This window comes from Micromonospora sp. H61 (assembly GCF_018070325.1).
In the GTDB taxonomy this organism is placed as follows: domain Bacteria; phylum Actinomycetota; class Actinomycetes; order Mycobacteriales; family Micromonosporaceae; genus Micromonospora; species Micromonospora salmantinae.
The window spans coordinates 1-21,824 of record NZ_JAGPXY010000023.1; the positions used below are offsets into that span (position 1 = coordinate 1).

Below are 21,824 nucleotides of genomic sequence, written 5' to 3' on the forward strand. Positions count from 1 at the left end.
AGGGGGTGGTGAAGGTTTTGGTGATTGTTGCGCAGAAGGCGGGGAGGTCGTCGGGTTTGCGGCTGCTGGTCAGGTTGCCGTCGGTGACGCACTCCTCGTCCACCCAGGTGGCTCCGGCGTTTGTCAGATCGGTACGCAGGGTCGGCCAGGAGGTGATCCGCCGGCCCCGCACCACGTCCGCCTCGATCAGCGTCCACGGGCCGTGACAGATCACCCCGACCGGCTTGCCCGCGTCGAAGAACGCCTTCACGAACCGCACCGCGTCCGGGTCGCCCCGCAGAAAGTCCGGGTTCGCCACCCCTCCGGGCAGCACCAGCGCGTCGTAGCCGGCGGCGTCGGCCTTGTCGACTGTCACGTCCACGTCGTACGTCTTCGAGTGGTCCAGGTGGTTGAAGGACTGGATGGAACCGGGCTTCAGCGAAACCAGCTCGGCCGTCGCGCCGGCGTTCTCGACCGCCTCGCGTGGCTGGACGTACTCGACCTCCTCGACGCCGTCGGCGGCCAGGAAGGCGATCCGCTTGCCCTGCAATGTCGCTGCCATCTCGGTACATCTCCTTTCCGGGGTACCTCAATCCCCTTCCCGCCCTCGAACGCCCGAAACAGGTCGGACAGGGCTCGGACCGGTCAGGGCCCATCGAAGGCGACCTGACCAGCGGCGGGACCGGTTGGCGCGCAGGTTTGTCCGGCAGGCCGCTGGGGACCCGGGGAGGCATGGCAGGAGCAGCAGCGGAGCAGCGCCGGTTCGCCACCGTCGTGGAGAGCTGGCTCGGACGCCCAGTCCTGATCGTCGGTGACGCCATGTTGGACGAATGGCGGTTCGCCGACTCCGACCGGCTCTGCCGGGAGGCGCCCGCCCCGGTCCTCACCCTGCGTCGGCGGATCTCCGCCGCGGGTGGGGCGGCGAACACCGCCGTCAACGTCGCCGCCCTCGGCGGCCGGGCGGTGCTGGTGGCACCGGTCGGCGCCGACGTCGCCGGGGACGAGCTGCACGACTGCCTGGACCGCGCGAGCGTCTGGGACCGCACTGTCAACCAACCCGGGCGACCCACCCCGGTCAAGCGGCGGATGTTGGCCGGCAACCAGATCCTGCTGCGTGAGGACTCCGGCGACCCGGAGGACGTCCTGGACCACGACGGGGTGAGCCGGCTGCTCACCGCCCTGAGCTGCGCCACCGAGGAGTTGCGCGCCGCCGCCGGTGGGGAGGCGCCGACCCTGGTGGTCTGCGACTACGGCCTGGGCGCGCTGCCCGCGCCGGTCCGCGCGTGGCTGGTCGAGAACCGCCAGCGGTACGCCACTGTCGCGCTGGACGCCCACGACCTGGCCGACTGGCGGGGCCTCGCGCCGACAGTGGTCACCCCCAGCTTCGCCGAGGCGACCCGGCTGTTGGCCCGGGCGGGCGGTACGACCCGACTGACCGGCGGGACCGAACTGCACCTGGAACACCCGGACGGCGATCCGGTCGACGGGCCGTCCGAGATGACTGTCGGCGCGGCCCCGGGGGCGGTACGCGCCGACGACACCGCCGCCGAGTTGATCCGGGCCGACCGCCCGGGGCCGGTCGGCGAGCCCACCCCCGGCGAGGGACGGGTGGCCCTCACCGGTGACGGGCTCAGCGTCACCGGCACCGGCGTCACAGTGAACACCCGGGCCGGAGAGGGCGTCGACCGGGCCGTCCTGGCCAAGTCGCGGCTGGCCGAACTGCGTGCGCACACCGGTGCCGACGTGGTCGCGGTGACCCTGGACACCGAGGGCGCTGTGGTCGGCGGCGCCGACGGGGAGCCACGACGCAGCCACAGCACTCCGGTGCCGGCAAGCCACGCCGTGGGCGCCGGCGACGCGTACCTCGCGGCGATGACGTTGGCCCTGGCCGCCGACGCGCCCCTGCCCACCGCCGCCCAACTCGCCCAACTCGCGGCCACCATCACCGTCTCGGACACCGGCACCTGCGTGTGCCGACGGGACGACCTGCTCGCCGCGCTGGACCAGCCGACCGACATCACCAGCCACCCGGCGCTGGTCAGCGGCGACGAGTTGGACGCGATCGTCGCCGAGTACCGCGAGGCGGGACGATCGGTGGTCTTCACCAACGGCTGCTTCGACGTGCTGCATCGGGGGCATGTGCGCTACCTGGAGCAGGCCCGCGCGTTGGGCGACCTGCTCATAGTGGCGGTCAACTCGGACGGCAGCGTACGACGGCTGAAGGGCCCGGACCGGCCGGTCAACCCGGTCGAGGACCGGGCTGCCCTGCTCGCCGCGCTCGCCTGCGTGGACCACGTGGTGGTCTTCGAGGAGGACTCACCCGCCGCGCTGATCGAGGCGGTCCGACCCGACGTGTACGTCAAGGGCGGCGACTATCCGCCGGAGCTGGTGCCGGAGGCGCCGCTGGTGCGCCGGCTGGGCGGCCAGGTGCGCACCCTGGGGTACGTGCCGGACCGGTCCACCTCCGCGATCATCGAGCGGATCCGGTCGCACAGCCAGGACCCGTCGCCACACCTCGACGACCGGGAGCCCGACCCGTCGCTGCGCACCCGCACCCAGGCGTCGTGAACCGCCCCCTCGACCTCGGCACCCCGGAGGAGTTCCGCGCCGACCGGCTGGTGGACGTGCTGATTCCGACCCGGAACCGGCCCGCCGAACTGGCCGTCACCCTGGGCGGGCTCGCCGCCCAGGACGGGGTACCCGGCTTCGGCGTGGTCGTCAGCGACCAGTCCGACGGGGATCCGGCGTACACGCACCCCGCCGCGGCCACAATGGTCCGGGCGCTACGCCACCGGGGCCACCCGGTGCTGCTGACCCGCCGGCTGCCCCGACGGGGGTTGGCCGAACACCGGGCGTACCTGCTCGCCGCCTCGGCCGCCCGGTACGTCCTCAGCCTCGACGACGACATCTGGCTGGAACCCGGTGCGCTGCACCGACTGGTCACCGCGATCGGGGAGCTGGGCTGCGGGTTCGTCGGCAACGGCGTGCACGGGCTCTCGTACACCGATGACGTGCGACCGGAATCGCACGGCCACTACGAGGAGTGGGCCGGCCCGCCCACACCGGAGCGGATCCGACCCGACACCCCGGAGTGGAACCGGGCCCGGATCCACTCGGCCGCGAACCTGCTGCACATCACCGAGCAGTTGGCGCTGCCGCCGGGCGCGTGGCGGGCGTACAAGGTCTCCTGGATCGGCGGGTGCGTGCTCTACGACCGGGCCAAGCTCGTCGACGCCGGTGGCTTCGACTTCTGGCGGCGGGTGCAGGAGAAACACCAGGGCGAGGACGTGGCCGCGCAGCTCGCCGTGTTGTCCCGTTACGGCGGTGCGGGCATCCTGCCCAGCGGCGCGTACCACCTGGAGTCCCCCACCACTGTCACCGACCGGGACGTGGAGGCGTGGGAGGTCGTCCTCGCCGACGAGGACACCCCGCAGCCGGCCTGACCTACGGGGTGAGCAACTCCCGGGCGGCTTCCAGCACCTCGATCACCGGTACGTCGGTGACGAAGGAATCCCGGTGCGGGCAGTCACCGTCGCCGGGCCGGTGCGGATAGATGCCGGGTGTGCAGTCGACACCGCAGACCGGGCAGTGCACCGTCCACGAGCTGATCGGCCGGTGCCGGCTCCTCAGCGGGCTGGCCCCGTTGATCAGGTTGCCGACCCAGAAGATGCCCACAGTGGGCGCGTCCACCGCGGCGGCCAGGTGCAGCGGGCCGGTGTCGTTCGAGACGACCAACGCGCAGTCGGCGTAGCAGCCGACCAGCCCGCCCAGGCTGAGCGTGCCCACCTGTGGGCGCACCGGCACCTGCGCCGCAGCGACCACCCGGTCCACCACCTCCTGCTCGGAGGGCGTGCCGGTGACCAGCACCTCGTAGCCGTCCTCGTGCAGCGCCCGGGCCACCTCGGCGAATCGCTCGGCGGGCCAGCGGCGACGGGTGTCGGTGGCGCCCGGATGCAACGCCACCCGGGGACGGTTGGCCGGGCCGAGCACCTCGGCGGCCTCGGCCCGGTCGGCGTCGGTCACCGCCAGCGTCGGCGTGATGGTGGTGGCCGGCGCTCCCGCCAGCGCCACCACCTCCAGGTAGCGGATCACCTCATGCTGGTAGTAGACGTAGCGCAGCCACCGGTCCAGCGGCGGCGCGTCGTCGGCGCGCAGGCCCACCGTCAACCGGGCACCGAGCCGACTGATCAGCGGGTTGGAGTTGGCACCCCCGCCGTGGATCTGCACCGCCAGGTCGAATTCCGCACCGGCGGCAGCGGCCACGAAGTCGTCCATCGACGACTCCGGCTCGCCCGGCTCCGGCGTACGGATGCCGGCTGCCGGCGGCACCACCAGCACCCGGTCGACCGGGCCGGGCCGGTCGCGCCAGAGCTTCGCGTGCCACGGCGCACCGAGCAGCACGATCTCCGCCGAGGGGTACGCGCTGCGCAAGGCGTCCAGCGCCGGCAGGGCGAAGATGAAGTCGCCGAGCGCGTTGGCGCGCAGCACGGCGATCCGCCGCACGTCGGGAAGGCGCTCGGCGGTCGGGCCGAGCACGGACGGGGTGACCACCCGGCCCGCTACGGCCGGTCGATCTCGCCGGCGGTGTCCGGGCGGTGCAGCTCCCGGTCCGCTGCGGGATCGGCTGGCATCGGCGTACCCGTGGAAAGGTCGCCGGAGCGCGACCCGGTGCGACCGACGGTGATGGTGCGCGGCGCGGGCCGGGTCGCCCGCGGCAGCCGGACCCGGAGCAGGCCGTGGTCCATCACCGCGTCGATGGTGTCCGGGTCGACCCGCGCCGGCAGGTTGACCCGGTATTCGAAGCCGCGCGTCTCGAAGCCGCCGGGGATGCCCTGGTCGGCGTTGACCTCCGCCTCCGAGCGGGCCCGCACGCACAACTCGCGGTCGTCCAACTCGACGGCCACCTCCTCCGGCGCCACTCCGGGCAGCCGGACCACGACCTCCCAGCCGTCCGAGGTCTCGGTCAACTCGACGTCGGACGCCCCGCCGCGACCACCGACCAGGCGACTCAACTCGGAGCGCAGCGACTGCAACTCCCCCATCGGGTCCCAGCCCTGCTGCCGGCTACCGCGCCACCCCCGGCCGAAGCCGCCGAACTGCTGCTCGCTCATCACACCTCTCCGATCCGCTGGGTGGCCGTCGGCGGCCGTAGTGAGCTGGGCGCGTCCAGGCCGGCATCGCTGTCGACGCCCACACCGAGTCGGTCGACCAGCTCGCCACCGAGCCAGGCGCTGATGCCGAGAATCGCCAGCGCGACCACCTCGATGGCGACCAGTGCCCCGCCGGCGGCCCGGGAATCCGCGTTGAGCCGCACCGCCCACACGGCGGCGAAGAGCAGAATCACCGCGACGTTGGCGCCCGCGTGCAGCAGACCCACCCGCTTGGCGCGGGTGCCGGTCGGGATCGCCAGCAGGTCGAACGTGCCGGCCGCCGCGGCGAGCAGGCCGCCGATCAGCCCGACGGTGATGTTCCAGTACGCGACCTCGCCGAGGAAGTCGGGACCACCGACGGTGTCCACCACGTCGAACAGCACCGCCGTGGCCAGCAGCGCGACCGGGAACATCACCAGCATCGGATGGACTGGGTGACCCAGCACCTTGAGTCGGCTCTCCATCTCCCGGCCTCCCACTGGTCGGCGTCCTGCGGAACGGTCTCGTGCGGCGAGCGCGTCGGGTGAGGCCGTACCCCCGGCAACCAGGCACAAACCTCGCGCTGGTCACGGCGGCCTAGGCTGACGACGGTGGTGCCCGCCACCGGGTCAACGGCTGAGGGAGGATCAACGTGACGGTGGAGATCACCTCGCACGAGGAGTTGCGCGAGTTGCTCGGCGTGCCCAACGCGCGGGCCGCCGACAAGGAACGCACCCGGCTGCACGAACGGGACCGCGAGTGGCTCGGCGCCTCACCGTTCTGTCTGATGGCCACGGCCGGCGCGGACGGCAGCTGCGACGTCTCGCCCAAGGGCGACCCGGCCGGGTTCGCCCTGGTGCTGGACGACACGACCATCGCGCTGCCCGAGCGGCCCGGCAACAAGCGGGCCGACGGCTACCGCAACATCCTCGACAACCCGCACATCGGGTTGCTCTTCCTGATCCCCGGGCGGACCGACACGCTGCGGATCAACGGGCGGGCCCGCCTGGTCAGTGACGCGCCCTGGTTCGGCGACATGGTGGTCAAGGGGCACCGGCCGGTGCTCGCCGTAGTGGTGGAGATCAAGCAGATCTTCTACCACTGCGCGAAGGCGTTCCTGCGGTCCGCGCTGTGGCGGCCGGAGACCTGGCAGCCGGAGGCACTGCCGTCCCGGGCACGCCTGATCAAGGAGGTCGAGGCCCCGAGGGAGAGCCTCGAAGACCTGGAACGGCACTACGGCCCGGAGTACGCCACGAAGATCTACGTCTGAATCCGCACCGAGTGACCCGGGCTGGTGCCGGTCAGGCCGACCAGCCGGCCGGGTTGCCGAACGATTCCCGGGAGATCCCGGAGCCGGTCTCCGGCCACGCACCGAACCGGTCGTTGTGCAGGTGCGCGAAGAGATAACACATGCCTTCGCAGTCGGCGTCCAGCAGCGCCATCGCGGGGTTGGCGCGGACCGCTTCGTAGTACGCCCGCCCCAGGGCGACGATGAAACCTCGGGCATAGAGGAAGCCGTCGTCCGACCCGTCGGTCACCTCGTGGATGTCCTCCCGATCGATGTCGTGCAGCTTGCGCTCCACCACCCGGTCGAGGTCGGTCAGCTCCCGCCCGGTCATCTCGGCGGTCAGGTGCCCGAGGCGATCCAGAAAGGCATCAAGCCAGGCGTCGATCGCGTAGGACGGGCCGTCATCGTCATCGCCGCCGTCGTCGGCGGGGTCGCGCTCGATGAGGGCCTGCCGCAGCGCCAGGGGCTCGGCACCCAACTCGGCCCAGGCAGCTTCGATGAGTGCCCACAGCCGGGCCTCGTCGGCGGGGGTGGGCAGCGCCCCAGGGGCATCGGTGGTCACGGTCACTGCCGGACCCTAACCACCACCACCGACGGTTTCAGGACTCCGAATCGGCGGACACCATCCACAAGTGACCGTCCGGGTCCGCGAAGACGCCCGCGTACGCCCAGGGTTGGTCTGCCGCCTCGGTGATGATCTCGGCGCCGGCAGCGCGCGCCCGCTCGACGAGCGCGTCCGCTTCGGTCGGCGAAGCGACGCCAAGGTTGAGCAGACATTCGCTCTGGCCCCTCGGGGCGACCTCGTGCCGGCCGATCACCCAACCGAAGCCGCCGGTCGGGATGAGCATCAGCCGCAGCCCGTCGTTGACCACGAACTGCAACGGCTCCGGGATGCCGTCGTCGGCCAACTCGCCCACGGCGTCGAGGCCGAGCCCGTCGCGATAGAAGCGGTAGGAGGTGGCCCGGTCAGCGATGGGCAAACTCACGATCACCGGCGCGGAAGTCATGGGTGGACGCCTCCAAACTGTCGGTCCGGGTAGGTGAGGCATCAGTGTGTCGCTGAATTAACGTTGGACTCGTGACCGTAGACGAGTGGTTGACTGCGACCCGCACCTCCTACGACACGGTCGCGGTCAGCTACGCGCACCTGGTACGTGACCTCCTGGCGGAGGCACCGTACGAACAAGCCGCGCTGGCATCGTTCGCCGAGTTCGTACGGGGTGCCGGCGGCGGGCCGGTCGCGGATGTGGGCTGCGGGACGGGGCGAATCACCGCCCACCTGCACACGCTCGGCGTCGACGCCTTCGGGATCGATCTCTCGCCCGGAATGATCGACGTGGCCCGCCGTGACCATCCTGAGCTGAGGTTCGAGGTCGGCTCGATGACCGACCTCGATCTGGCCGACGGCTCGGTCGCCGGCCTGGTCGCCTGGTACTCCCTCATCCACATCCCGGACGACCAGATCGGCGTCGTGTTAGCGCACTTCCGGCGGGTGGTGCGCCCCGGTGGCCCGCTGCTGCTCGGCTTCCACGTGGGCGACGAGACCACCCTCAAGACCGACGGCTACGGCGGCCACCCGATGAACGTGCGCGTCCATCGTCGGCAGCCTGCCCAGGTGGCGGCCTGGCTACGCCAGAGCGGGTTCACTGTCGACTCGCAGACCACCGTCACCTCGGCGGAGAGCCGGCTCGGCGGCATCATCGTCGGACGACGGGAGCCCTGATCGCCCGTTGTCAATCCTTCCTCGTCACTGTTAGCCCGCCTGCCCAACCATGCCTGGCCGTACGACGTGGACCTTCGCATCGTGGTCGTCGACACCGAAACCGGCGCCAGCCGCACCATCACCCGGCACGACGGCGTCCCCCTGGTGAACGCCGTCGCCGCAAGCTGCGCCATGCCGACCTCCGCGGCCCCGGTCAGCATCGGCGACCGCCGCTACCTGGACGGCGGCATGCGATCGACCCTCAACCTCGACCTCGCCCCGGAAACGGCCCGGCCATCGCCCTCGCACCGAGCACCGCCGCGATCGGCCCGTGGGCGCGTATCGACAAACAGCGAGCGGCGCTCGGAACGGGCCGCCGGGTGGAGTTGCTGCTCCGGGATACGGCCTCCAAACGAGCGCAGGGGACCAGTGTGATGGACGATCCGTCGTGCCCGCGCTCGTGGCCGCAGCCCGCGATCAGGGCCGACGCGAGGCGCCCCGAGTGGCCGTCACCTTGCGAAGACAACGCCGGGGCGGGAAGCGCGAGGCTGATGCCTCAGCCTTCGGGTCGTGGCGGTCATCCACCGTCGAACGTGACGAGTCCTTGGAATCGAGGACCCGCAACGCGATGGCCAGGACTTATGCCGCTATCGCAAGTAAGTTCCACCTTCTCCTAAATGTACCCAAGTACGGCTAAAACCCCTCTCGACCGACCAATCGGTCGAATACGCTACGACTCGCCCAAGAAGTAACGTCAGGTGACTAATAGGTAGCTCTGGGTGCATCCGGGGTGGCTCTGGAGGGGTCATGAGTAACAATCGACGGCTGCGGCGCAGCCGGAACCATGGCCGGGCCGCTTCAGGGCTGAGCTCCGCCCTACTGGTAGTCGGAATGACGGGTGGACCCGCAGCCGCAGCTCCGCCGGTGGAGACGAAGGCGTCCGCACAGGACGTACACATCGGTACGCCCGGTCCGCTCGGCCAACACGGCGCGTGGCCGTCATCCTGGTCAACTGTTCGCCAAGACGACGACGGACCCGGCGATTCGTGGGACCAGTATCCCGACGGGCAAACGGACTACGGCCCACAGGGCTGGCAGAGCCCATGGGGTGGTCACGACAAGGACAAGGGCGACTACCCGCACGACAAGCATGGCACTCAAGGCCCCCAGGGTGCCCAAGGTGCCCAGGGCGACGCAGGCGCTCAAGGCGCGACCGGCGCTCAAGGCCCGCAGGGCGACGCGGGTGCTCAAGGCTTCCAAGGTGCCACCGGTGCTCAGGGCGACGCAGGCGCACAAGGCGCGACCGGCGCTCAAGGCCCGCAGGGCGACGCAGGCGCACAAGGTGCCACCGGCGCCCAAGGCGCCCAGGGCGACGCAGGCGCACAAGGTGCCACCGGCGCCCAAGGCGCGCAGGGCGACGCAGGCGCTCAAGGCGCGACCGGCGCTCAAGGCCCGCAGGGCGACGCGGGTGCTCAAGGCTTCCAAGGTGCCACCGGTGCTCAGGGCGACGCAGGCGCACAAGGCTTCCAAGGTGCCACCGGTGCTCAGGGCGACGCAGGCGCTCAAGGCGCCACCGGCGCTCAAGGCCCGCAGGGCGACACGGGCGCTCCAGGCGTCCAAGGTGCCACCGGTGCTCAGGGCGACGCAGGCGCACAAGGCGCGACCGGCGCTCAAGGCCCGCAGGGCGACGCAGGCGCACAAGGTGCCACCGGAGCCCAAGGTGCCCAGGGCGACGCAGGCGCACAAGGCGCCACCGGTGCTCAAGGCCCGCAGGGCGACGCGGGTGCTCAAGGCTTCCAAGGTGCCACCGGCGCTCAAGGCCCGCAGGGCGACACGGGCGCTCCAGGCTTCCAAGGTGCCACCGGTGCTCAGGGCACGCAAGGCGACACCGGTGCTCAAGGTGCTCAAGGCTTCCAAGGCGCGACCGGCGCGCAGGGCACGCAGGGCGACGCAGGCGCTCAAGGCGCGACCGGCGCCCAAGGCGCGACCGGCGCGCAGGGCACGCAGGGCGACGCAGGCGCTCAAGGCGCGACCGGCGCCCAAGGCCCACAAGGCGACGCAGGCGCACAAGGCGCCACCGGCGCCCAAGGCCCACAAGGCGACACGGGCGCACAAGGCGTCCAAGGCTTCCAAGGCGCCACCGGCGCTCAGGGCGACGCGGGCGCACAAGGTGCCACCGGCGCCCAGGGCGCGCAAGGCGACGCGGGCGCACAAGGCGTCCAAGGCTTCCAAGGTGCCACCGGCGCTCAGGGCGACGCGGGCGCACAAGGTGCCACCGGCGCCCAGGGCGCGCAAGGCGACGCAGGCGCTCCAGGCGTCCAAGGCTTCCAAGGTGCGCAGGGCGCCCAGGGAGACACGGGGGCACAAGGACTTCAGGGCGTACCAGGACCGCAGGGCGCCACGGGTGCCCAGGGCCCGCAGGGCGTGGCGGGCAACGGAATCGAGGCCGCCTACATTCAGGGCCCGCTGACCGTGATCGCAGACACCCCTGTCGATTTCGGCTGCCAGGCCGGAGATATCGCTGTCGGAACCGGATACCAGCTCTCGGGAGCAGGCGTCAACCCTGTGCTCATCCAGCCGCTCTCAGTCAGTGGCTACCAGTTCACCTTCACCGGCGGGGGCGCCGACATCTGGGTCTCCTGCATTTCACTCGCCACACCGCTGGCGTTGACGGCTCCGTCCAACACCTCGGGCCGGGCGACGTCAAACAGTAGCGACACCAACCGGCCGAACAGCAGGTCGAACCGCCCCGTCACCGTCGAGGAGGAGTAATGAACATGCGTCAGATATTCGGGTCGCTCGCCTGCGGTGCGGTCCTGCTGACCGGAGTCACGGCATGCAGCGACAAGCCTGCCGAAAAGCCGCAGACGAACAACGCCGGCAGCACCGACCAGACGAACGGTGCCGAGACTACGCCGGCGGATCTGCTCAAGCTCGGTCTTGAGCAGGGCCAGGCCGGCAACTTCGACGCGGCAAAGGCCACCTTCGAGAAGCTGCTGGACGCCGAGGCCGACAACAAGTTCGCCTGGTTCAACCTGGGCTACATCGCCCAGTCGCGCAATCAAGCCGACGAGGCGATCAGTAACTACGACAAGGCACTGGCGGCCGACGCCAACTACAAGCCGGCCCTTTACAACAAGGCCATAGCACTGGAAGGCAAGGCGCCGACGACGGCGATAGACATCTACCGCAAGGTCGTGTCGATCGACGACAAGTCGTCAACCGCCTACCTCCGACTGGGCATGTTGCTGTCCCAGTCTGGCGAGGACGCAGCAGCGCGGGACGCCTTCAAGGCGGCGATCCGTCTGGACAAGGGGCTCACCTCAGCCGTTCCCGCGAAGTACCGCCCGACCCCTACCGCTCGATCCTCGACTTCGGCGGGTCGGTGATTGTCTCCATGCGCACACCTCGCGTAACGGTGTTCACGGGGAGCAACCGCACCCGCTTCATCGACGAATGCTTCGAATCGCTCGTCGCGCAGACCTTCACCGACTGGGAATGGGTGGTCATCCTCAATCAGGGGTCGCGTTGGCGACCCGAGAGGCACGACGATCGGATCCGGCTCATTGTCCAGGACAACCTGAACGGCGTCGGCGCGGTGAAGGGGTACGCCTGCGCCGAGGCTGCCGGTGACATCCTGGTCGAGCTCGACGACGACGACCTGCTCAGCAGCGACTGTCTGCAAGAGATCGTCGACGCCTTCGACTCCAACCCGGAGGTGGGGTTCGTCTACAGCGACACCGCGCAGATCCAGGAGGACGGTGGCCGCTCTGAGGACCGTTTCGCGAGCTCGTTCGGCTGGCGGCACTACGACGACAAGGTGGACGGCCGAGAAGTGCTGGTCTGCCGGGCACTGCCGCCGACGCCACACAACGTGAGCTACATCTGGTACGCACCGAACCATGTACGGGCGTTCCGCCGGGACATCTACGAGAAGGTCGGCGGGTACGACGAGTCGCTCGACGTTGCGGACGACGCCGATCTCATGGCTCGGATGTACCAGGTGAGCGAGTTCCATCACATTCAGAAATGCCTGTACCTCCAACGCATGCATGCCAAGAACACGCAGCGCATTCCAGATGTCAACGCTCGCATCCAGCAGCGCACGGTGGAGATCTATGACCGGAACATTCAACATAATGTGCTGGCCTGGTCACGGCGGCAGGGGCTCCTGGCGCTCGACCTGGGCGCCGCGCACAACAAGCCGGAAGGGTATCTCGGTCTGGATTGCCACGACGGGTCGGGTGTGGACATCGTCTGCGACATCACGAAAGGCGTGGACCTGCCGGACAACAGCGTCGGTGTCATTCGAGCGGTGGACTTCCTGGAACACATCCCGGACAAGATCGCACTGTTCAATGAGCTGTACCGACTACTCGCACCGAATGGCATGCTGTTGTCGCTGACCCCCAGCACCGACGGTCGAGGCGCCTACCAGGATCCGACGCATGTGGCGTTCTACAACGAGAACTCGTTCTGGTACTTCACGGACGCCAAGTATTCTCGGTTCGTACCTGAAATCAAATGCCGGTTTCAGGCGTCGCGGCTGGTGACGTACTTCCCGAGCGAATGGCACCAGGCGCACAACATCCCGTACGTCTCGGCGAACCTGATAGCGATCAAGGACGACGTCGTGCGCAACGGCGGCCTGCTGAACATTTGACCATCACGCGGCTTAGCTGGCGCTGGGACCCGGAGCGCCAGTTTGGAACGACGAAGATCGTGGCCGATGAGGGCCTGGTGGGTAGGCCAAGGCACCCAACCGCGTGACCATTCGTGGCCGACGGTGACTGTCCTGGGCATCGGCTACCGGCATGGGCCACGCGTTAGGGACCGAGGCCCCTAAGCTATCGCAATGCCTGAGCATGGCGTGATCGATCTCGACGAGCACAACCATGTGCCGACCGAATCAGGTCCCACCACTACCCGTCGTCGTGCGCTCAAGAAGGCCCAACTGCGCCTCGTCGCCGTCTTCCTGGTCGGCTTGCTGCTGGGCGGGATCAGTGTCAACGAGTTGCGAGACTTACGTGAGCAGCGGGAACGGGCCGCGTCGGTCGCACTCGTCGTCATGCCGGGGTCGGCCCGTTCCGATGGCGTCGTTACCAAGGGCGTCGCCGAAGTGGACGGGTCGGTGGAAGTGACCAACTTTGGCCCTCTGCCGGTCACGATACGCGCGGTGCAAGCGCAGACATCTGGCGTCCTGATTCAGAACGTCGGCCAGTCCCAGCCGTTGCGCCCCGGCAGCACCCGCTGGCTCGACGTCAAGCTGCGGCTTCAGTGCCCGCTCGAAGTCCGGGACGAACCGTTGTCGATGCGCATCTCAGTAGAGACCGCCGATAGGCAGATCAAAGAGGTCCATCACCCCGTAGCCCTGCACGCAAGCGGCTGGCACTTCCAGGCTTCGCTCCTGTGCTTGCGAGCAGGTCTAGATGGGTGAGACGTGACAACGGGGGGCCAAGAGCCTGAGGGGATCCCGCGGTCGTTGCGCGGGATACGGACTGTCTGCGGACTGGCACGTCCGGCGGCGCTGCCGTGGACCTTGAGAAACGGCAGAAGCCCAGGCCAATGACCTGGGCTTCGCTACCGAGCCGCCTGACGGAATCGAACCGTCGACCTACGCATTACGAGTGCGTCGCTCTAGCCGACTGAGCTAAGGCGGCAACGATCAGCAAGTGTACGGCACCCCGGCGGCACCGACCGAACGGGATACCCCCGCCGTGCTGGCCAGCACCAACCGGACATCGGCCGCCATCTGGACGCTTACCGGACAGCGGATGATCGGGTCCGGGACTACGCTGCGGCGGGTGAGCGACGAACGCGACCACCCCGAACGTCAGGACGAGACGACCGAACGCCCTGACCGCGCGCCGGCCGGTGAACGCGCCGCCCATCGGCCGCGCAGCACCGACCCGCTGGAGTTGGGCTTCACGCCGCGCAAACCGGTGCCGTGGCTGGCGCCGTTCCTGTTGATCAGCACCGGCATCCGGACGCTGCTGGCGGTGCTCTTCGGGGCGTACCTCGACAAGCGCGAGTTGCAGAACGCGTTCGGCGACGGCGTCTTCCGCCAGGTCGGGCCGGACGGTGGGCTGTGGCTCGACTACGTGGCCGACCTCGGTGACGGCTTCAACGCCACGTACTCGGTGGCGTACCTGCTGGCGCAGCCCGAGCTGACCGTCGACGGGCACCGCCTGCCCCGGGCGCAGACCCTGGTGATGGGCGGCGACCAGGTGTACCCATCGGCGGCCTACGCCGCGTACGAGGACCGGTGCAAGGGCCCCTACCAGGCCGCGCTGCCGGTAGCGCCGGCCGAGAAGCCGACGCTCTTCGCGGTGCCGGGCAACCACGACTGGTACGACGGCCTCACCGCGTTCCTGCGGTTGTTCGTCCGCTCCCGGGACCGCAACTTCGCGGGCTGGGGCACCGGGCAGTCCCGGTCGTACTTCGCTGTGGAGTTGCCGGCCGGCTGGTGGTTGCTCGGCGTGGACGACCAGTCCGGCTCGTACCTGGACGACCCGCAGCTGGCCTACTTCGACGAGGTGGCCCGGCGGCTCGGTCCGGAGTCGAAGGTGATCATCGCGACGCCGGCGCCAACCTGGGTCAAGGCCGCCGACAACCCCACGGCGTACGACTCGATCGACTACTTCATCCGCACGATCATCGACCCGACCGGGGCGCGGGTGCGGCTGTTGCTCTCGGGCGACCTGCACCACTACGCCCGCTACTCAGGGCCGGACCGGCAGCTGATCACCTGCGGCGGTGGTGGCGCCTACCTCTACCCCACGCACAAGCTGCCGGAGCGCATCGAGGTGCCACCGCGGGACACGCTGGCCCGCAGGGCCAGCTCCACCCAGCCGTACGACCTGGTGGCCCGTTACCCGGACGCCGCGCGGTCGCGCCGCTACGGCTGGGGCATCTTCCCCCGGTTGCCGTTGCGCAATCCCGGCTTCACCACGTTGCTCGGCACCCTGCACACCCTGCTGATGCTGGCCATGGCGGGCGCGACGGCGAACTGGGCCGACAGCACCAACCAGCGGCTGTTCAGCGTCCCGCTGGTGGTGATGGTGCTCGTGACGGTGATCGCGGCGGCCCTGTTCGCCAAGCCGCCGAGCGCGAGCGGCAAACGCCACGTGCGGCACTGGATCCTCGGCGTGGGCCACGGCGTCGCGCAGGTGGCTCTGGGGGCGGCCGGCACCTGGGTCTGGTTGGCGCTGCCGTTCTACGACTGGCCGTGGCCGCTGCCGGCGGTCGCCGCGGCGGTGCTCTACGGCCCGGTGATCGGCCTGGTCGCCAGCCAACTGGTGGCGGCGTACCTGCTGGTGGCGGGCTCTTTCGGAGTGAACGTCAATGAACTCTTCGCCGGTCAGGGCATCGAGGATTCGAAGTCGTTCCTGCGACTGCGTATCGACCCGGACGGCACGTTGACCATCTACCCGCTGGGGGTAGACCGGGTCTCCCGCGACTGGCAGGTGAACCCCGACCAGTCGCCCACCCAAAGCTGGCTGATCCCCAAGACCCCCCTAACCCCCCACCTAACCGAACCCCCCACAGTCCTGCACTAACCCACCCCCACCCACCCCCACCCGAGTTGATCAAGAGGTTTGCGTCATGACCGACCCGATTCCTGACGCAAACTTCTTGATCAACTGGGCTAAGCGGCGGGCGGGAGCCGGGGAGCCGGGCCGGAGAGGAACGGGCGCGGGGTTAGGGGGTGTATTGCTGGTCGTGGGCTTGGCGGGAACCGCAGACGTCGGCGCGGGAGCACATTGAGCGCGAGCCGTCCGCGTCCAGGCGTACCGTCACCGCGTCTCTCGGGACGCTGTGGCCGACGACCCGGCCGTCACCCTCGGGGGTGGAGACCCGACTGCCGACCGACGGGGCGGTCTCCTGAAAGCGCTGGTACAGCGGGTGCTCGTACTTGAGGCAGCACATCAGCCGCCCGCACGCGCCGGAGATGCGCAGCGGGTTGAGAGGCAGGTCCTGGTCCTTCGCCATCCGGATGGTCACCGGCTCGAAGTCGGTGAGGAAGGTGGCACAGCACAGGTCCCGACCGCAGGAGCCGATGCCGCCCTGCACCCGCGCCGAGTCGCGTGCGGAGAGCTGGCGCAGCTCCACCCGACAGTGCAGGGTCGCGCCCAGGTCGCGGACCAGGGACCGGAAGTCCACCCGGTGCGGGGCGGTGAAGTAGACGGTGCTGCGCTCACCGCCGCTCTCGGCGGAGCCGAGCACATGGTCGACCGCCACCACCTTCATCGGCAGGCCGTGCGAGCGGATCAGCCGTTTCGCGGCCACCTTGGCCTCGGCCTTGCGCCGACGCAACGCCTCGTCCCGGCGGAGGTCGTCATCACCGGCCAGCCCGACCAGGCGGGGGAAGCCGTCGGTCTCCTCGGTCACCCACTGCGCGGCCCACACGCACTCCGCCACCTCGGGCCCGTCATCGGTGGGCACCAGCACCCGGTCGCCCACCTGCGGACGCAACTCGCCCGGGTCGAGGTAGTAGAGCCGCCCGTACCGGTTGAAGCTGACCGCGCAGAGCATGCCCATCCCCCCACCCTACGACGGGTCACGGCGCAAGGCGCACCGCCCGCCTACGCGCCGCTGCCATTCATGACCGTCGACTCGACCTATTGCCGGGCGTCCCGTCGTGCCGTTGCTGCTCGCCCGGACGGTTGAATCCGGGGCCGGGCAGGAGACAAGACGTGCCTCGGCGGCGTTGAGTGGAGGAAGACCTGCGGGGGGTGCACGGGGAAGACCACGGCGTCGCCGTGGGCGCCGGCTCAGGTCAGGCGCCCACGAGCGACGCCGTGGCCTGTCCGAGGCAACGCGGCCACGGCCGGAGGATCGAAATCCGGGGCAACACCGCCACGGCCGGAGGGCCGGGCTCCGTTACCAGCCGACCCGGGTGGGCTGGTCGTAGCGGGGTCGTCCGTCCGTTGGCGGACGCCACGCGGTCTCGGCCAGGCTCGGCGCCCACTGACGCAGCAGCGTCTCCGCACCGTCGTACGCGACGCAGAGCACCGCCAGCACCCGTGCGGCGATCTCGGCGGCGTCGGCCACACCGGGCCCGACCGGCCCGGGCCGCGTCGACGCGCCGGTCGCGGTGGCGGCGACCACGGCTACCGCTTCGGCCGAGCGGAGCACGTCGGCCAACGTGCGGGCCAGCGCGAGACGGCTGCCCTCCACCCAGTCGGCGAGGGCGTCGGCGTAACCGGCTGTGGATTCGAGTCGCCCGACCAGGCTGTCCGGCCCCTCGTCGAGGTGGCGCAGCAGCGCCGCCCGCTGTTGCCCGTACGCAGTGGCGGCCGGCCCGGACCAGAGCACCGAGTCGGTGAGCGCGGCGGAGACGTCGTCGTACCCCCGGACGAGCCGGCGCACCGCGTAGCCGGCGCTGGCGAGCGGCACCGGGTGCAGGTCGAGGAAGCCGCGGACCGCGTCGCCCGGCAGCACCTGCATGCGGCGCAGCAGCGGCCAGACCCGGTGCCCCTCGGGGACGCCGGCCGCGATCAGTCTGTCCACCCGGCGGAGCAGGTCAAGGCCGGGTTCGGCGAGCCGGTCCAGCGCGTCCATCACGGCTCCCCGGTGAGCCGGCGGCGGGCCGCCCGGTCGACCTCGGCGTAGCGGTCGGCGGCCTCCCGCACGGCAGCCGCGGCGGCGGCCAGTCGACCGGCCGCGGCGCGGGCCTCCCGGGCCCGGTCGTCGGTGGCGGTGGTCCACTGCCGGTGCAGCGCCCGACCGATCTCGCCCGGGCGGCCCGGTGCGTCGGCGCCGAACGCGGCCTGGGCCGGATCGCCGGCGGTGACGGTGTGCGAAACGACTGTGAGCGTGGCGCTCGCCTCGTCCAGTCGGGCGGAGAGCGCGCGCAGTGTGTCCATCTCAGGCCCCCGCGAGCGGTCGGTAGGCGGCGAACGTCTCGTTGTGCAGCTTTTCCCGGGCCCATTCGGCGGCGTCGGCCGCCGCGGTGACCGCGGCCTGCACGGAACCGGCCACGTCGCGCGGGCTTCGGCTGTGCAACGGCCCGAGGAACCGGACGTCGGTGATCCGTCCACCGGCGGTGACCACCACCTCGACCAGGCCGTCCGGCGAGCGGACGGTCACTTCGACGGTCGACACCGCCTGGTCGAACTCGGCCTGGAGGGACTCGATCCGGCGGTAGCGTCGCACCGCCTCCTCGATCCAGGCTTCGTCGATCTCCCCCCGCGGCATCGGCCGACTCCTCCCGGGTGATCCATCACTCAGTGTGGTGCCACCGTCACCACGGCACAGGGACCGTACCGCACCGCAATCGGGCCTGTCGATGCCTGTGGACAACGGCCGGGAAGTGCGGGTCAGCCCTTCCAGAGGGCGAGCATCATCGCCTCGACCGCGATCCGCGGCTTGACGTTCGCCTCGATCGCCGCACGGCAGGCGAGCACGGCCTCCAACCGGCGCAGCGACCCCTCGGCGTCCCACTTCTGCGCGCCGGCGCCGGCCAACGCGGCCGTGTCGGTGTGCACCGGGGCGACGGGTGCGCTCAGCGCCATGGTGAGCGCGTCCCGGTAGAAGCCCGCGAGGTCGACCAGCGCCCGGTCCAGTGCGTCCCGTTGGGCCCGGGTGGCCCGGGACTTCTGCCGCTTCTCCAGCTCCTTGAGCTGCCCGGCAGCGCCTCGCATGGCGCCGGCCGCGCCCCGGCCGGTGCCGCCCGCGCCGAGCGCGGTCTCCAGTGCCGCCCGCTCGGTCGAGTCGGCCTCGGTGACCGACGCCTCGGCCTCCGCCTCGGCCGCCTCGATCAGCGCCGACGCCGCGTCGAACGCCGCGCCGACACCGGTCAGCCGGCGGGGCACCGCGAGCACCGCCTCGCGTCGTTTGCGGGCCTCCGGGTCGCGGGCCAGCCGGCGGGCCCGACCCACGTGACCCTGCGCGGCCGCCGCCGCCCACTGCGCCACGTCGGGGGCGATGCCGTCCCGACGAACCAGCACCTCGGCCACATCGGCGGCCGGCGGCTGCCGCAGGGGTACGACCCGACAGCGTGACCGGATGGTCACCGAGATGTCGTCCGGGTGGGTGGACGGGGCACAGAGCAGGAAGACCGTCCGCGGTGGGGGTTCCTCGATCGCCTTGAGCAGCGCGTTGCCGGCGGCCTCGGTGAGCCGGTCGGCGTCCTCGATGACCACCACCTGCCAGCGCCCACCGGACGGGGTGCTGGCCGCGCGGAGCACCAGCGCGCGCATCTCGCCGACGCCGATGGAGAGCCCTTCGGGCACCACCATCCGCACGTCGGCGTTGGTGCCGCCCATCGTGGTGTGGCAGCCGGGGCACTCACCGCAGCCGGTGCCGTGCGCGCACTGGAGTGCGGCGGCGAACGCCCGCGCGGCGACCGAGCGGCCGGAGCCGGGTGGCCCGGTGAAGATCCACGCGTGCGTCATCCCGGTGGACGGGTCCACCCCGCCGGTCACTGCGTCGTCGGCCACGGACTCGTTACCGCTGGCCGGGCCGGCGGCGACCAACGCGGCCGCCCCAGCGCGCAGCACGGCGGCTGCTGCGGCGGCGGCGCGCCGCAGCTCGACCACCGCCTCGTCCTGACCGACGAGGTCGGCGAAGACGTCCGGCATCAGGTCTTGTGCTCCATCGTCACCAGCTCCGCGTCGGATAACTCAGGCTGCACCGAGGTGTCCGGGCCCTGCGCCGGCCGCGGGTGCACGATGCCGCCCGGCTTGCCGAGCATCTCCTCGACCCGCCGGACCACCAGCCCGGTGATCTCGTCGGCCGGCCGGGACGCGTCGAGCACCAGGTAGCGCTTCGGGTCGGCGGCGGCGAGGTCGAGGAACGCGTACCGGACGCGCTCGTGGAAGGCGACCGACTCGGCCTCCAGCCGGTCGGTGCCGGTGTTGCGCGAGGCCACCCGGGACAGGCCGGTGCGCGGTTCGACGTCCAGCAGCACCACCAGGTCGGGCTTGAGCCCACCGGTGGCCCAGGAGGAGAGCCAGGAGACCTCGTCGACGGGCAGCGTCCGGCCGGCGCCCTGGTACGCCAGGGACGAGTCGACGTACCGGTCACTGATCACCACGCCGCCCCGGACCAGCGCGGGTCGGACGACTGTGGCCACGTGGTGCGCCCGGTCGGCGGCGTAGAGCAGCGCCTCGGCCCGGGGGGATGGCGCGTCGTCGCCGGAGGTGTCCAGCACCAGCGACCGGATTCGCCGGCCGACGCCGGTGGCCCCCGGCTCGCGGGTGACCACTACCTCTCGGCCGTGACCGCGCAGTCGCTGGGAGAGCGCGGTGAGCTGGGTGGACTTCCCCGCGCCCTCGCCGCCCTCGAAGACCACGAAGAGCCCGGCGGAGACGAACGGCTCGGCGGGCATCAGCGGACGGCCCCGGATGGAGCCCCACAGGTCGGCGAGGACCGGGACGCCCTTCTTGTCGTCCATCTGGCCGAACGCGCTGATCCCGGCGAAGATGCCGGCGGCACCGGCGGCGAGCAGCAGCAGTCGGGTGGAGGAGACGGAGATGCCGAGGTCGGCGATTGTCAGTTTGCGGGAGCCGCCGACACCGACCAACACGCTGCTCAGCCCGATGGCCAGGATCAGCACCAGCCGGGTGCCGATCTGCACCACAGCGAAGACCCGGCCGCGCACCTCGTCGGCCACCTCGCCGCCCAGCAGCGTGGTGCCGGCCAGGAAGGCCATCCCGGCACCGGCGCCGACCAGCACCGCGCCGACGATCGCCATGGACAGGTGGATGGCGAAGGCGAGGGTCATCACCGCGGCGCTGGCCAGCACGATGCTCATGCCGAACCAGCGACGCCGGGACATCTCCTTGACGATCATCGGGCCGAGCCCGATGCCGAGCGCCAGGCCGACGAAGATGGCACCGAAGAGCAGTGAGAACGCCGCGTCGCCGGCGCCCAGCGAGTTGGCGAAGAACTTGGCAGTGCCGACCACGATGCCGCCACCGGCGAACGCGCCGAAGATGCCCAGCACCAGGCCACGGACGAGCGGGGTCTCGCCGATGTACTTCCAGCCCTCGGAGAACTGCCGGAACATGCTCTGCTCGGCACGCTCGGCCTCACCGCGTTGAGCCTCGCTGATCTCCTTGATCCCGAATGCCACCACCAGTGCGGTGGCGAGCCGGGAGAAGGAGTTGATCCAGAGCGCGAGCTGGGCCGGCTCGGCCCAGGAGGGCAGGTCGCCGCCGACGGCACCACGGACGCCACGGTCGAGCACGGCAAGGCCGATGGCGGCGGCGACCGGGGTGAGGCCGTAGGTGGTGATCAGGGTGAGCTGGTTGGCCGCTTCCAGCCGGGCCCGCGGGATCAGGTTCGGGACCGCGGCCTCCTTGGCCGGGATCCAGAGCAGGGTGAGCGACTCGATCAGGAAGGTGGCGATCAGCGCCCAGCCGACCACCAGGCCACCTGCGGCGCCACTGAGGGCGTAGAGCGGAATGGAGGCGAAGAGCACGAAGCGCAGCAGGTCGCAGATGACCATCGTCCAGCGCCGGTCGAACCGGTCGGCGAAGACGCCGGCCACCGGGCCGAGCACCAGCGCGGGCAGCAGCCGGATCGCGGTGACCCCGCCGAACGCGGCGCCCTGGGCGGTGCTGCCCTGCACCTGCGAGGCGGCGAAGAGCGCGGTGGCCAGCAGGCCGAGCCAGTCACCGAAGGAGGCCGCGCCGAGCACGATCCAGAGCCGTCGGAACGGCCGGATGCGCAGCACTGACCGGATCGCGGCATAACCGGACGGATCAGCCTGACCGCC

Annotated in this window: 23 protein-coding genes and 1 tRNA gene; 10 read left to right on the plus strand and 14 right to left on the minus strand. The window is 70.8% G+C overall.

What is annotated here, in order from left to right; translation table 11 throughout:
- A partial coding sequence (locus KBX08_RS14170) for a type 1 glutamine amidotransferase domain-containing protein (protein WP_151497169.1) occupies window positions 1–541 on the minus strand: 541 nt, incomplete at its 3' end.
- A 170-nt stretch (window positions 542–711) separates the two neighbouring features.
- Here KBX08_RS14170 and rfaE2 point away from each other — a divergent pair.
- On the plus strand, window positions 712–2,547 hold the full coding sequence (gene rfaE2 / locus KBX08_RS14175) for a D-glycero-beta-D-manno-heptose 1-phosphate adenylyltransferase (protein ID WP_210783959.1): 1,836 nt from the start codon (window positions 712–714) through the stop codon (window positions 2,545–2,547).
- Window positions 2,544–3,422, plus strand: a complete 879-nt coding sequence (locus KBX08_RS14180; RefSeq protein ID WP_210783960.1) for a glycosyltransferase family 2 protein — start codon at window positions 2,544–2,546, stop codon at window positions 3,420–3,422. Before rfaE2 ends, KBX08_RS14180 begins: the two co-directional genes overlap by 4 nt.
- 1 nt (window position 3,423) lies before the next feature.
- Here the strand turns inward: KBX08_RS14180 and KBX08_RS14185 are convergent, their stop codons facing one another.
- From KBX08_RS14185 to KBX08_RS14195, 3 genes are read right to left on the minus strand one after another with little or no spacing between them, the layout of a single operon-like run.
- The gene (locus tag KBX08_RS14185; protein WP_210783961.1) at window positions 3,424–4,530 is read right to left on the minus strand and encodes a glycosyltransferase family 9 protein; all 1,107 of its coding nucleotides are present in this window, start codon (window positions 4,528–4,530) and stop codon (window positions 3,424–3,426) included.
- Between the two features lie 8 nt (window positions 4,531–4,538).
- Window positions 4,539–5,090: an Hsp20/alpha crystallin family protein gene (locus KBX08_RS14190; RefSeq protein WP_210783962.1), complete on the minus strand. Its 552-nt coding sequence runs from the start codon at window positions 5,088–5,090 to the stop codon at window positions 4,539–4,541.
- Window positions 5,090–5,593, minus strand: coding sequence for a DUF2231 domain-containing protein (locus KBX08_RS14195; protein WP_210783963.1), 504 nt, complete (start codon window positions 5,591–5,593; stop codon window positions 5,090–5,092). The genes KBX08_RS14190 and KBX08_RS14195 overlap by 1 nt, the downstream gene beginning before the upstream one ends.
- Before the next feature lie 167 nt (window positions 5,594–5,760).
- Between KBX08_RS14195 and KBX08_RS14200 the strand changes: the two genes are divergently transcribed.
- Window positions 5,761–6,378, plus strand: coding sequence for a pyridoxamine 5'-phosphate oxidase family protein (locus KBX08_RS14200; protein ID WP_210783964.1), 618 nt, complete (start codon window positions 5,761–5,763; stop codon window positions 6,376–6,378).
- 31 nt (window positions 6,379–6,409) lie between these two features.
- On the opposite strand, the gene KBX08_RS14205 is transcribed toward KBX08_RS14200, so the two are convergent.
- Both KBX08_RS14205 and KBX08_RS14210 read right to left on the minus strand, forming a co-directional pair.
- Window positions 6,410–6,964: a DUF4240 domain-containing protein gene (locus tag KBX08_RS14205; RefSeq protein WP_210783965.1), complete on the minus strand. Its 555-nt coding sequence runs from the start codon at window positions 6,962–6,964 to the stop codon at window positions 6,410–6,412.
- 31 nt (window positions 6,965–6,995) lie between these two features.
- Complete coding sequence (locus tag KBX08_RS14210; protein WP_210783966.1) at window positions 6,996–7,403, minus strand: VOC family protein; 408 nt, start codon at window positions 7,401–7,403, stop codon at window positions 6,996–6,998.
- A 71-nt stretch (window positions 7,404–7,474) separates the two neighbouring features.
- Between KBX08_RS14210 and KBX08_RS14215 the strand changes: the two genes are divergently transcribed.
- Complete coding sequence (locus KBX08_RS14215) at window positions 7,475–8,119, plus strand: class I SAM-dependent methyltransferase (protein ID WP_210783967.1); 645 nt, start codon at window positions 7,475–7,477, stop codon at window positions 8,117–8,119.
- An 81-nt stretch (window positions 8,120–8,200) separates the two neighbouring features.
- Window positions 8,201–8,533: a patatin-like phospholipase family protein gene (locus KBX08_RS34885; protein WP_374101941.1), complete on the plus strand. Its 333-nt coding sequence runs from the start codon at window positions 8,201–8,203 to the stop codon at window positions 8,531–8,533.
- A 573-nt stretch (window positions 8,534–9,106) separates the two neighbouring features.
- Here the strand turns inward: KBX08_RS34885 and KBX08_RS33820 are convergent.
- Window positions 9,107–10,420 carry a hypothetical protein gene (locus tag KBX08_RS33820; RefSeq protein ID WP_247669391.1) on the minus strand — a complete coding sequence of 438 codons (1,314 nt, stop codon included), beginning with the start codon at window positions 10,418–10,420 and terminating at the stop codon, window positions 9,107–9,109.
- A 102-nt stretch (window positions 10,421–10,522) separates the two neighbouring features.
- Between KBX08_RS33820 and KBX08_RS33825 the strand changes: the two genes are divergently transcribed.
- From KBX08_RS33825 to KBX08_RS14240, 4 genes are all read left to right on the plus strand, one after another.
- A complete protein-coding gene (locus KBX08_RS33825) occupies window positions 10,523–10,870 on the plus strand; it encodes a hypothetical protein (RefSeq protein WP_238689509.1) in 348 nt (115 codons plus the stop codon).
- Window positions 10,870–11,487: a tetratricopeptide repeat protein gene (locus tag KBX08_RS14230; RefSeq protein WP_210783970.1), complete on the plus strand. Its 618-nt coding sequence runs from the start codon at window positions 10,870–10,872 to the stop codon at window positions 11,485–11,487. The genes KBX08_RS33825 and KBX08_RS14230 overlap by 1 nt, the downstream gene beginning before the upstream one ends.
- Window positions 11,488–11,495: 8 nt before the next feature.
- The gene (locus KBX08_RS14235) at window positions 11,496–12,761 is read left to right on the plus strand and encodes a glycosyltransferase (RefSeq protein ID WP_210783971.1); all 1,266 of its coding nucleotides are present in this window, start codon (window positions 11,496–11,498) and stop codon (window positions 12,759–12,761) included.
- A 192-nt stretch (window positions 12,762–12,953) separates the two neighbouring features.
- Window positions 12,954–13,535 (plus strand): hypothetical protein, encoded by a 582-nt coding sequence (locus KBX08_RS14240; RefSeq protein WP_210783972.1) that lies wholly within the window; start codon window positions 12,954–12,956, stop codon window positions 13,533–13,535.
- Window positions 13,536–13,684: 149 nt separating this feature from the next.
- Here the strand turns inward: KBX08_RS14240 and KBX08_RS14245 are convergent.
- Window positions 13,685–13,758, minus strand: a tRNA-Thr gene (locus tag KBX08_RS14245).
- Between the two features lie 144 nt (window positions 13,759–13,902).
- Between KBX08_RS14245 and KBX08_RS14250 the strand changes: the two genes are divergently transcribed.
- Complete coding sequence (locus KBX08_RS14250; RefSeq protein WP_210783973.1) at window positions 13,903–15,657, plus strand: metallophosphoesterase; 1,755 nt, start codon at window positions 13,903–13,905, stop codon at window positions 15,655–15,657.
- Between the two features lie 142 nt (window positions 15,658–15,799).
- Here the strand turns inward: KBX08_RS14250 and KBX08_RS14255 are convergent, their stop codons facing one another.
- From KBX08_RS14255 to tmk, 6 genes are all read right to left on the minus strand, one after another.
- Complete coding sequence (locus KBX08_RS14255) at window positions 15,800–16,639, minus strand: regulatory iron-sulfur-containing complex subunit RicT (RefSeq protein WP_210783974.1); 840 nt, start codon at window positions 16,637–16,639, stop codon at window positions 15,800–15,802.
- Between the two features lie 342 nt (window positions 16,640–16,981).
- A complete protein-coding gene (locus KBX08_RS14260; RefSeq protein WP_210783975.1) occupies window positions 16,982–17,662 on the minus strand; it encodes a hypothetical protein in 681 nt (226 codons plus the stop codon).
- A complete protein-coding gene (locus tag KBX08_RS14265; protein ID WP_112602113.1) occupies window positions 17,662–17,967 on the minus strand; it encodes a type VII secretion target in 306 nt (101 codons plus the stop codon). Before KBX08_RS14265 ends, KBX08_RS14260 begins: the two co-directional genes overlap by 1 nt.
- Before the next feature lies 1 nt (window position 17,968).
- On the minus strand, window positions 17,969–18,298 hold the full coding sequence (locus KBX08_RS14270; RefSeq protein WP_053659404.1) for a YbaB/EbfC family nucleoid-associated protein: 330 nt from the start codon (window positions 18,296–18,298) through the stop codon (window positions 17,969–17,971).
- A gap of 122 nt (window positions 18,299–18,420) precedes the next feature.
- Window positions 18,421–19,683 (minus strand): DNA polymerase III subunit delta', encoded by a 1,263-nt coding sequence (locus KBX08_RS14275; protein WP_210783976.1) that lies wholly within the window; start codon window positions 19,681–19,683, stop codon window positions 18,421–18,423.
- Window positions 19,683–21,782 carry a dTMP kinase gene (gene tmk, locus KBX08_RS14280; protein ID WP_210784023.1) on the minus strand — a complete coding sequence of 700 codons (2,100 nt, stop codon included), beginning with the start codon at window positions 21,780–21,782 and terminating at the stop codon, window positions 19,683–19,685. Before tmk ends, KBX08_RS14275 begins: the two co-directional genes overlap by 1 nt.
- Between the last annotated feature and the right edge of the window lie 42 nt (window positions 21,783–21,824).

Excerpts from the sequence above, each read along its gene's own strand:
- KBX08_RS14265 (WP_112602113.1), bottom strand. The coding sequence starts at position 17,967 with ATGGACACACTGCGCGCGCTCTCCGCCCGACTGGACGAGGCGAGCGCC.
- KBX08_RS14195 (WP_210783963.1), bottom strand. The coding sequence starts at position 5,593 with ATGGAGAGCCGACTCAAGGTGCTGGGTCACCCAGTCCATCCGATGCTG.
- KBX08_RS14260 (WP_210783975.1), bottom strand. The coding sequence starts at position 17,662 with ATGGACGCGCTGGACCGGCTCGCCGAACCCGGCCTTGACCTGCTCCGC.
- KBX08_RS14190 (WP_210783962.1), bottom strand. The coding sequence starts at position 5,090 with ATGAGCGAGCAGCAGTTCGGCGGCTTCGGCCGGGGGTGGCGCGGTAGC.
- KBX08_RS14270 (WP_053659404.1), bottom strand. The coding sequence starts at position 18,298 with ATGCCGCGGGGGGAGATCGACGAAGCCTGGATCGAGGAGGCGGTGCGA.
- KBX08_RS14230 (WP_210783970.1), top strand. The coding sequence starts at position 10,870 with ATGAACATGCGTCAGATATTCGGGTCGCTCGCCTGCGGTGCGGTCCTG.
- KBX08_RS14240 (WP_210783972.1), top strand. The coding sequence starts at position 12,954 with ATGCCTGAGCATGGCGTGATCGATCTCGACGAGCACAACCATGTGCCG.
- rfaE2 (WP_210783959.1), top strand. The coding sequence starts at position 712 with ATGGCAGGAGCAGCAGCGGAGCAGCGCCGGTTCGCCACCGTCGTGGAG.
- KBX08_RS14210 (WP_210783966.1), bottom strand. The coding sequence starts at position 7,403 with ATGACTTCCGCGCCGGTGATCGTGAGTTTGCCCATCGCTGACCGGGCC.
- KBX08_RS14275 (WP_210783976.1), bottom strand. The coding sequence starts at position 19,683 with ATGCCGGACGTCTTCGCCGACCTCGTCGGTCAGGACGAGGCGGTGGTC.
- KBX08_RS14235 (WP_210783971.1), top strand. The coding sequence starts at position 11,496 with ATGCGCACACCTCGCGTAACGGTGTTCACGGGGAGCAACCGCACCCGC.
- KBX08_RS14255 (WP_210783974.1), bottom strand. The coding sequence starts at position 16,639 with ATGGGCATGCTCTGCGCGGTCAGCTTCAACCGGTACGGGCGGCTCTAC.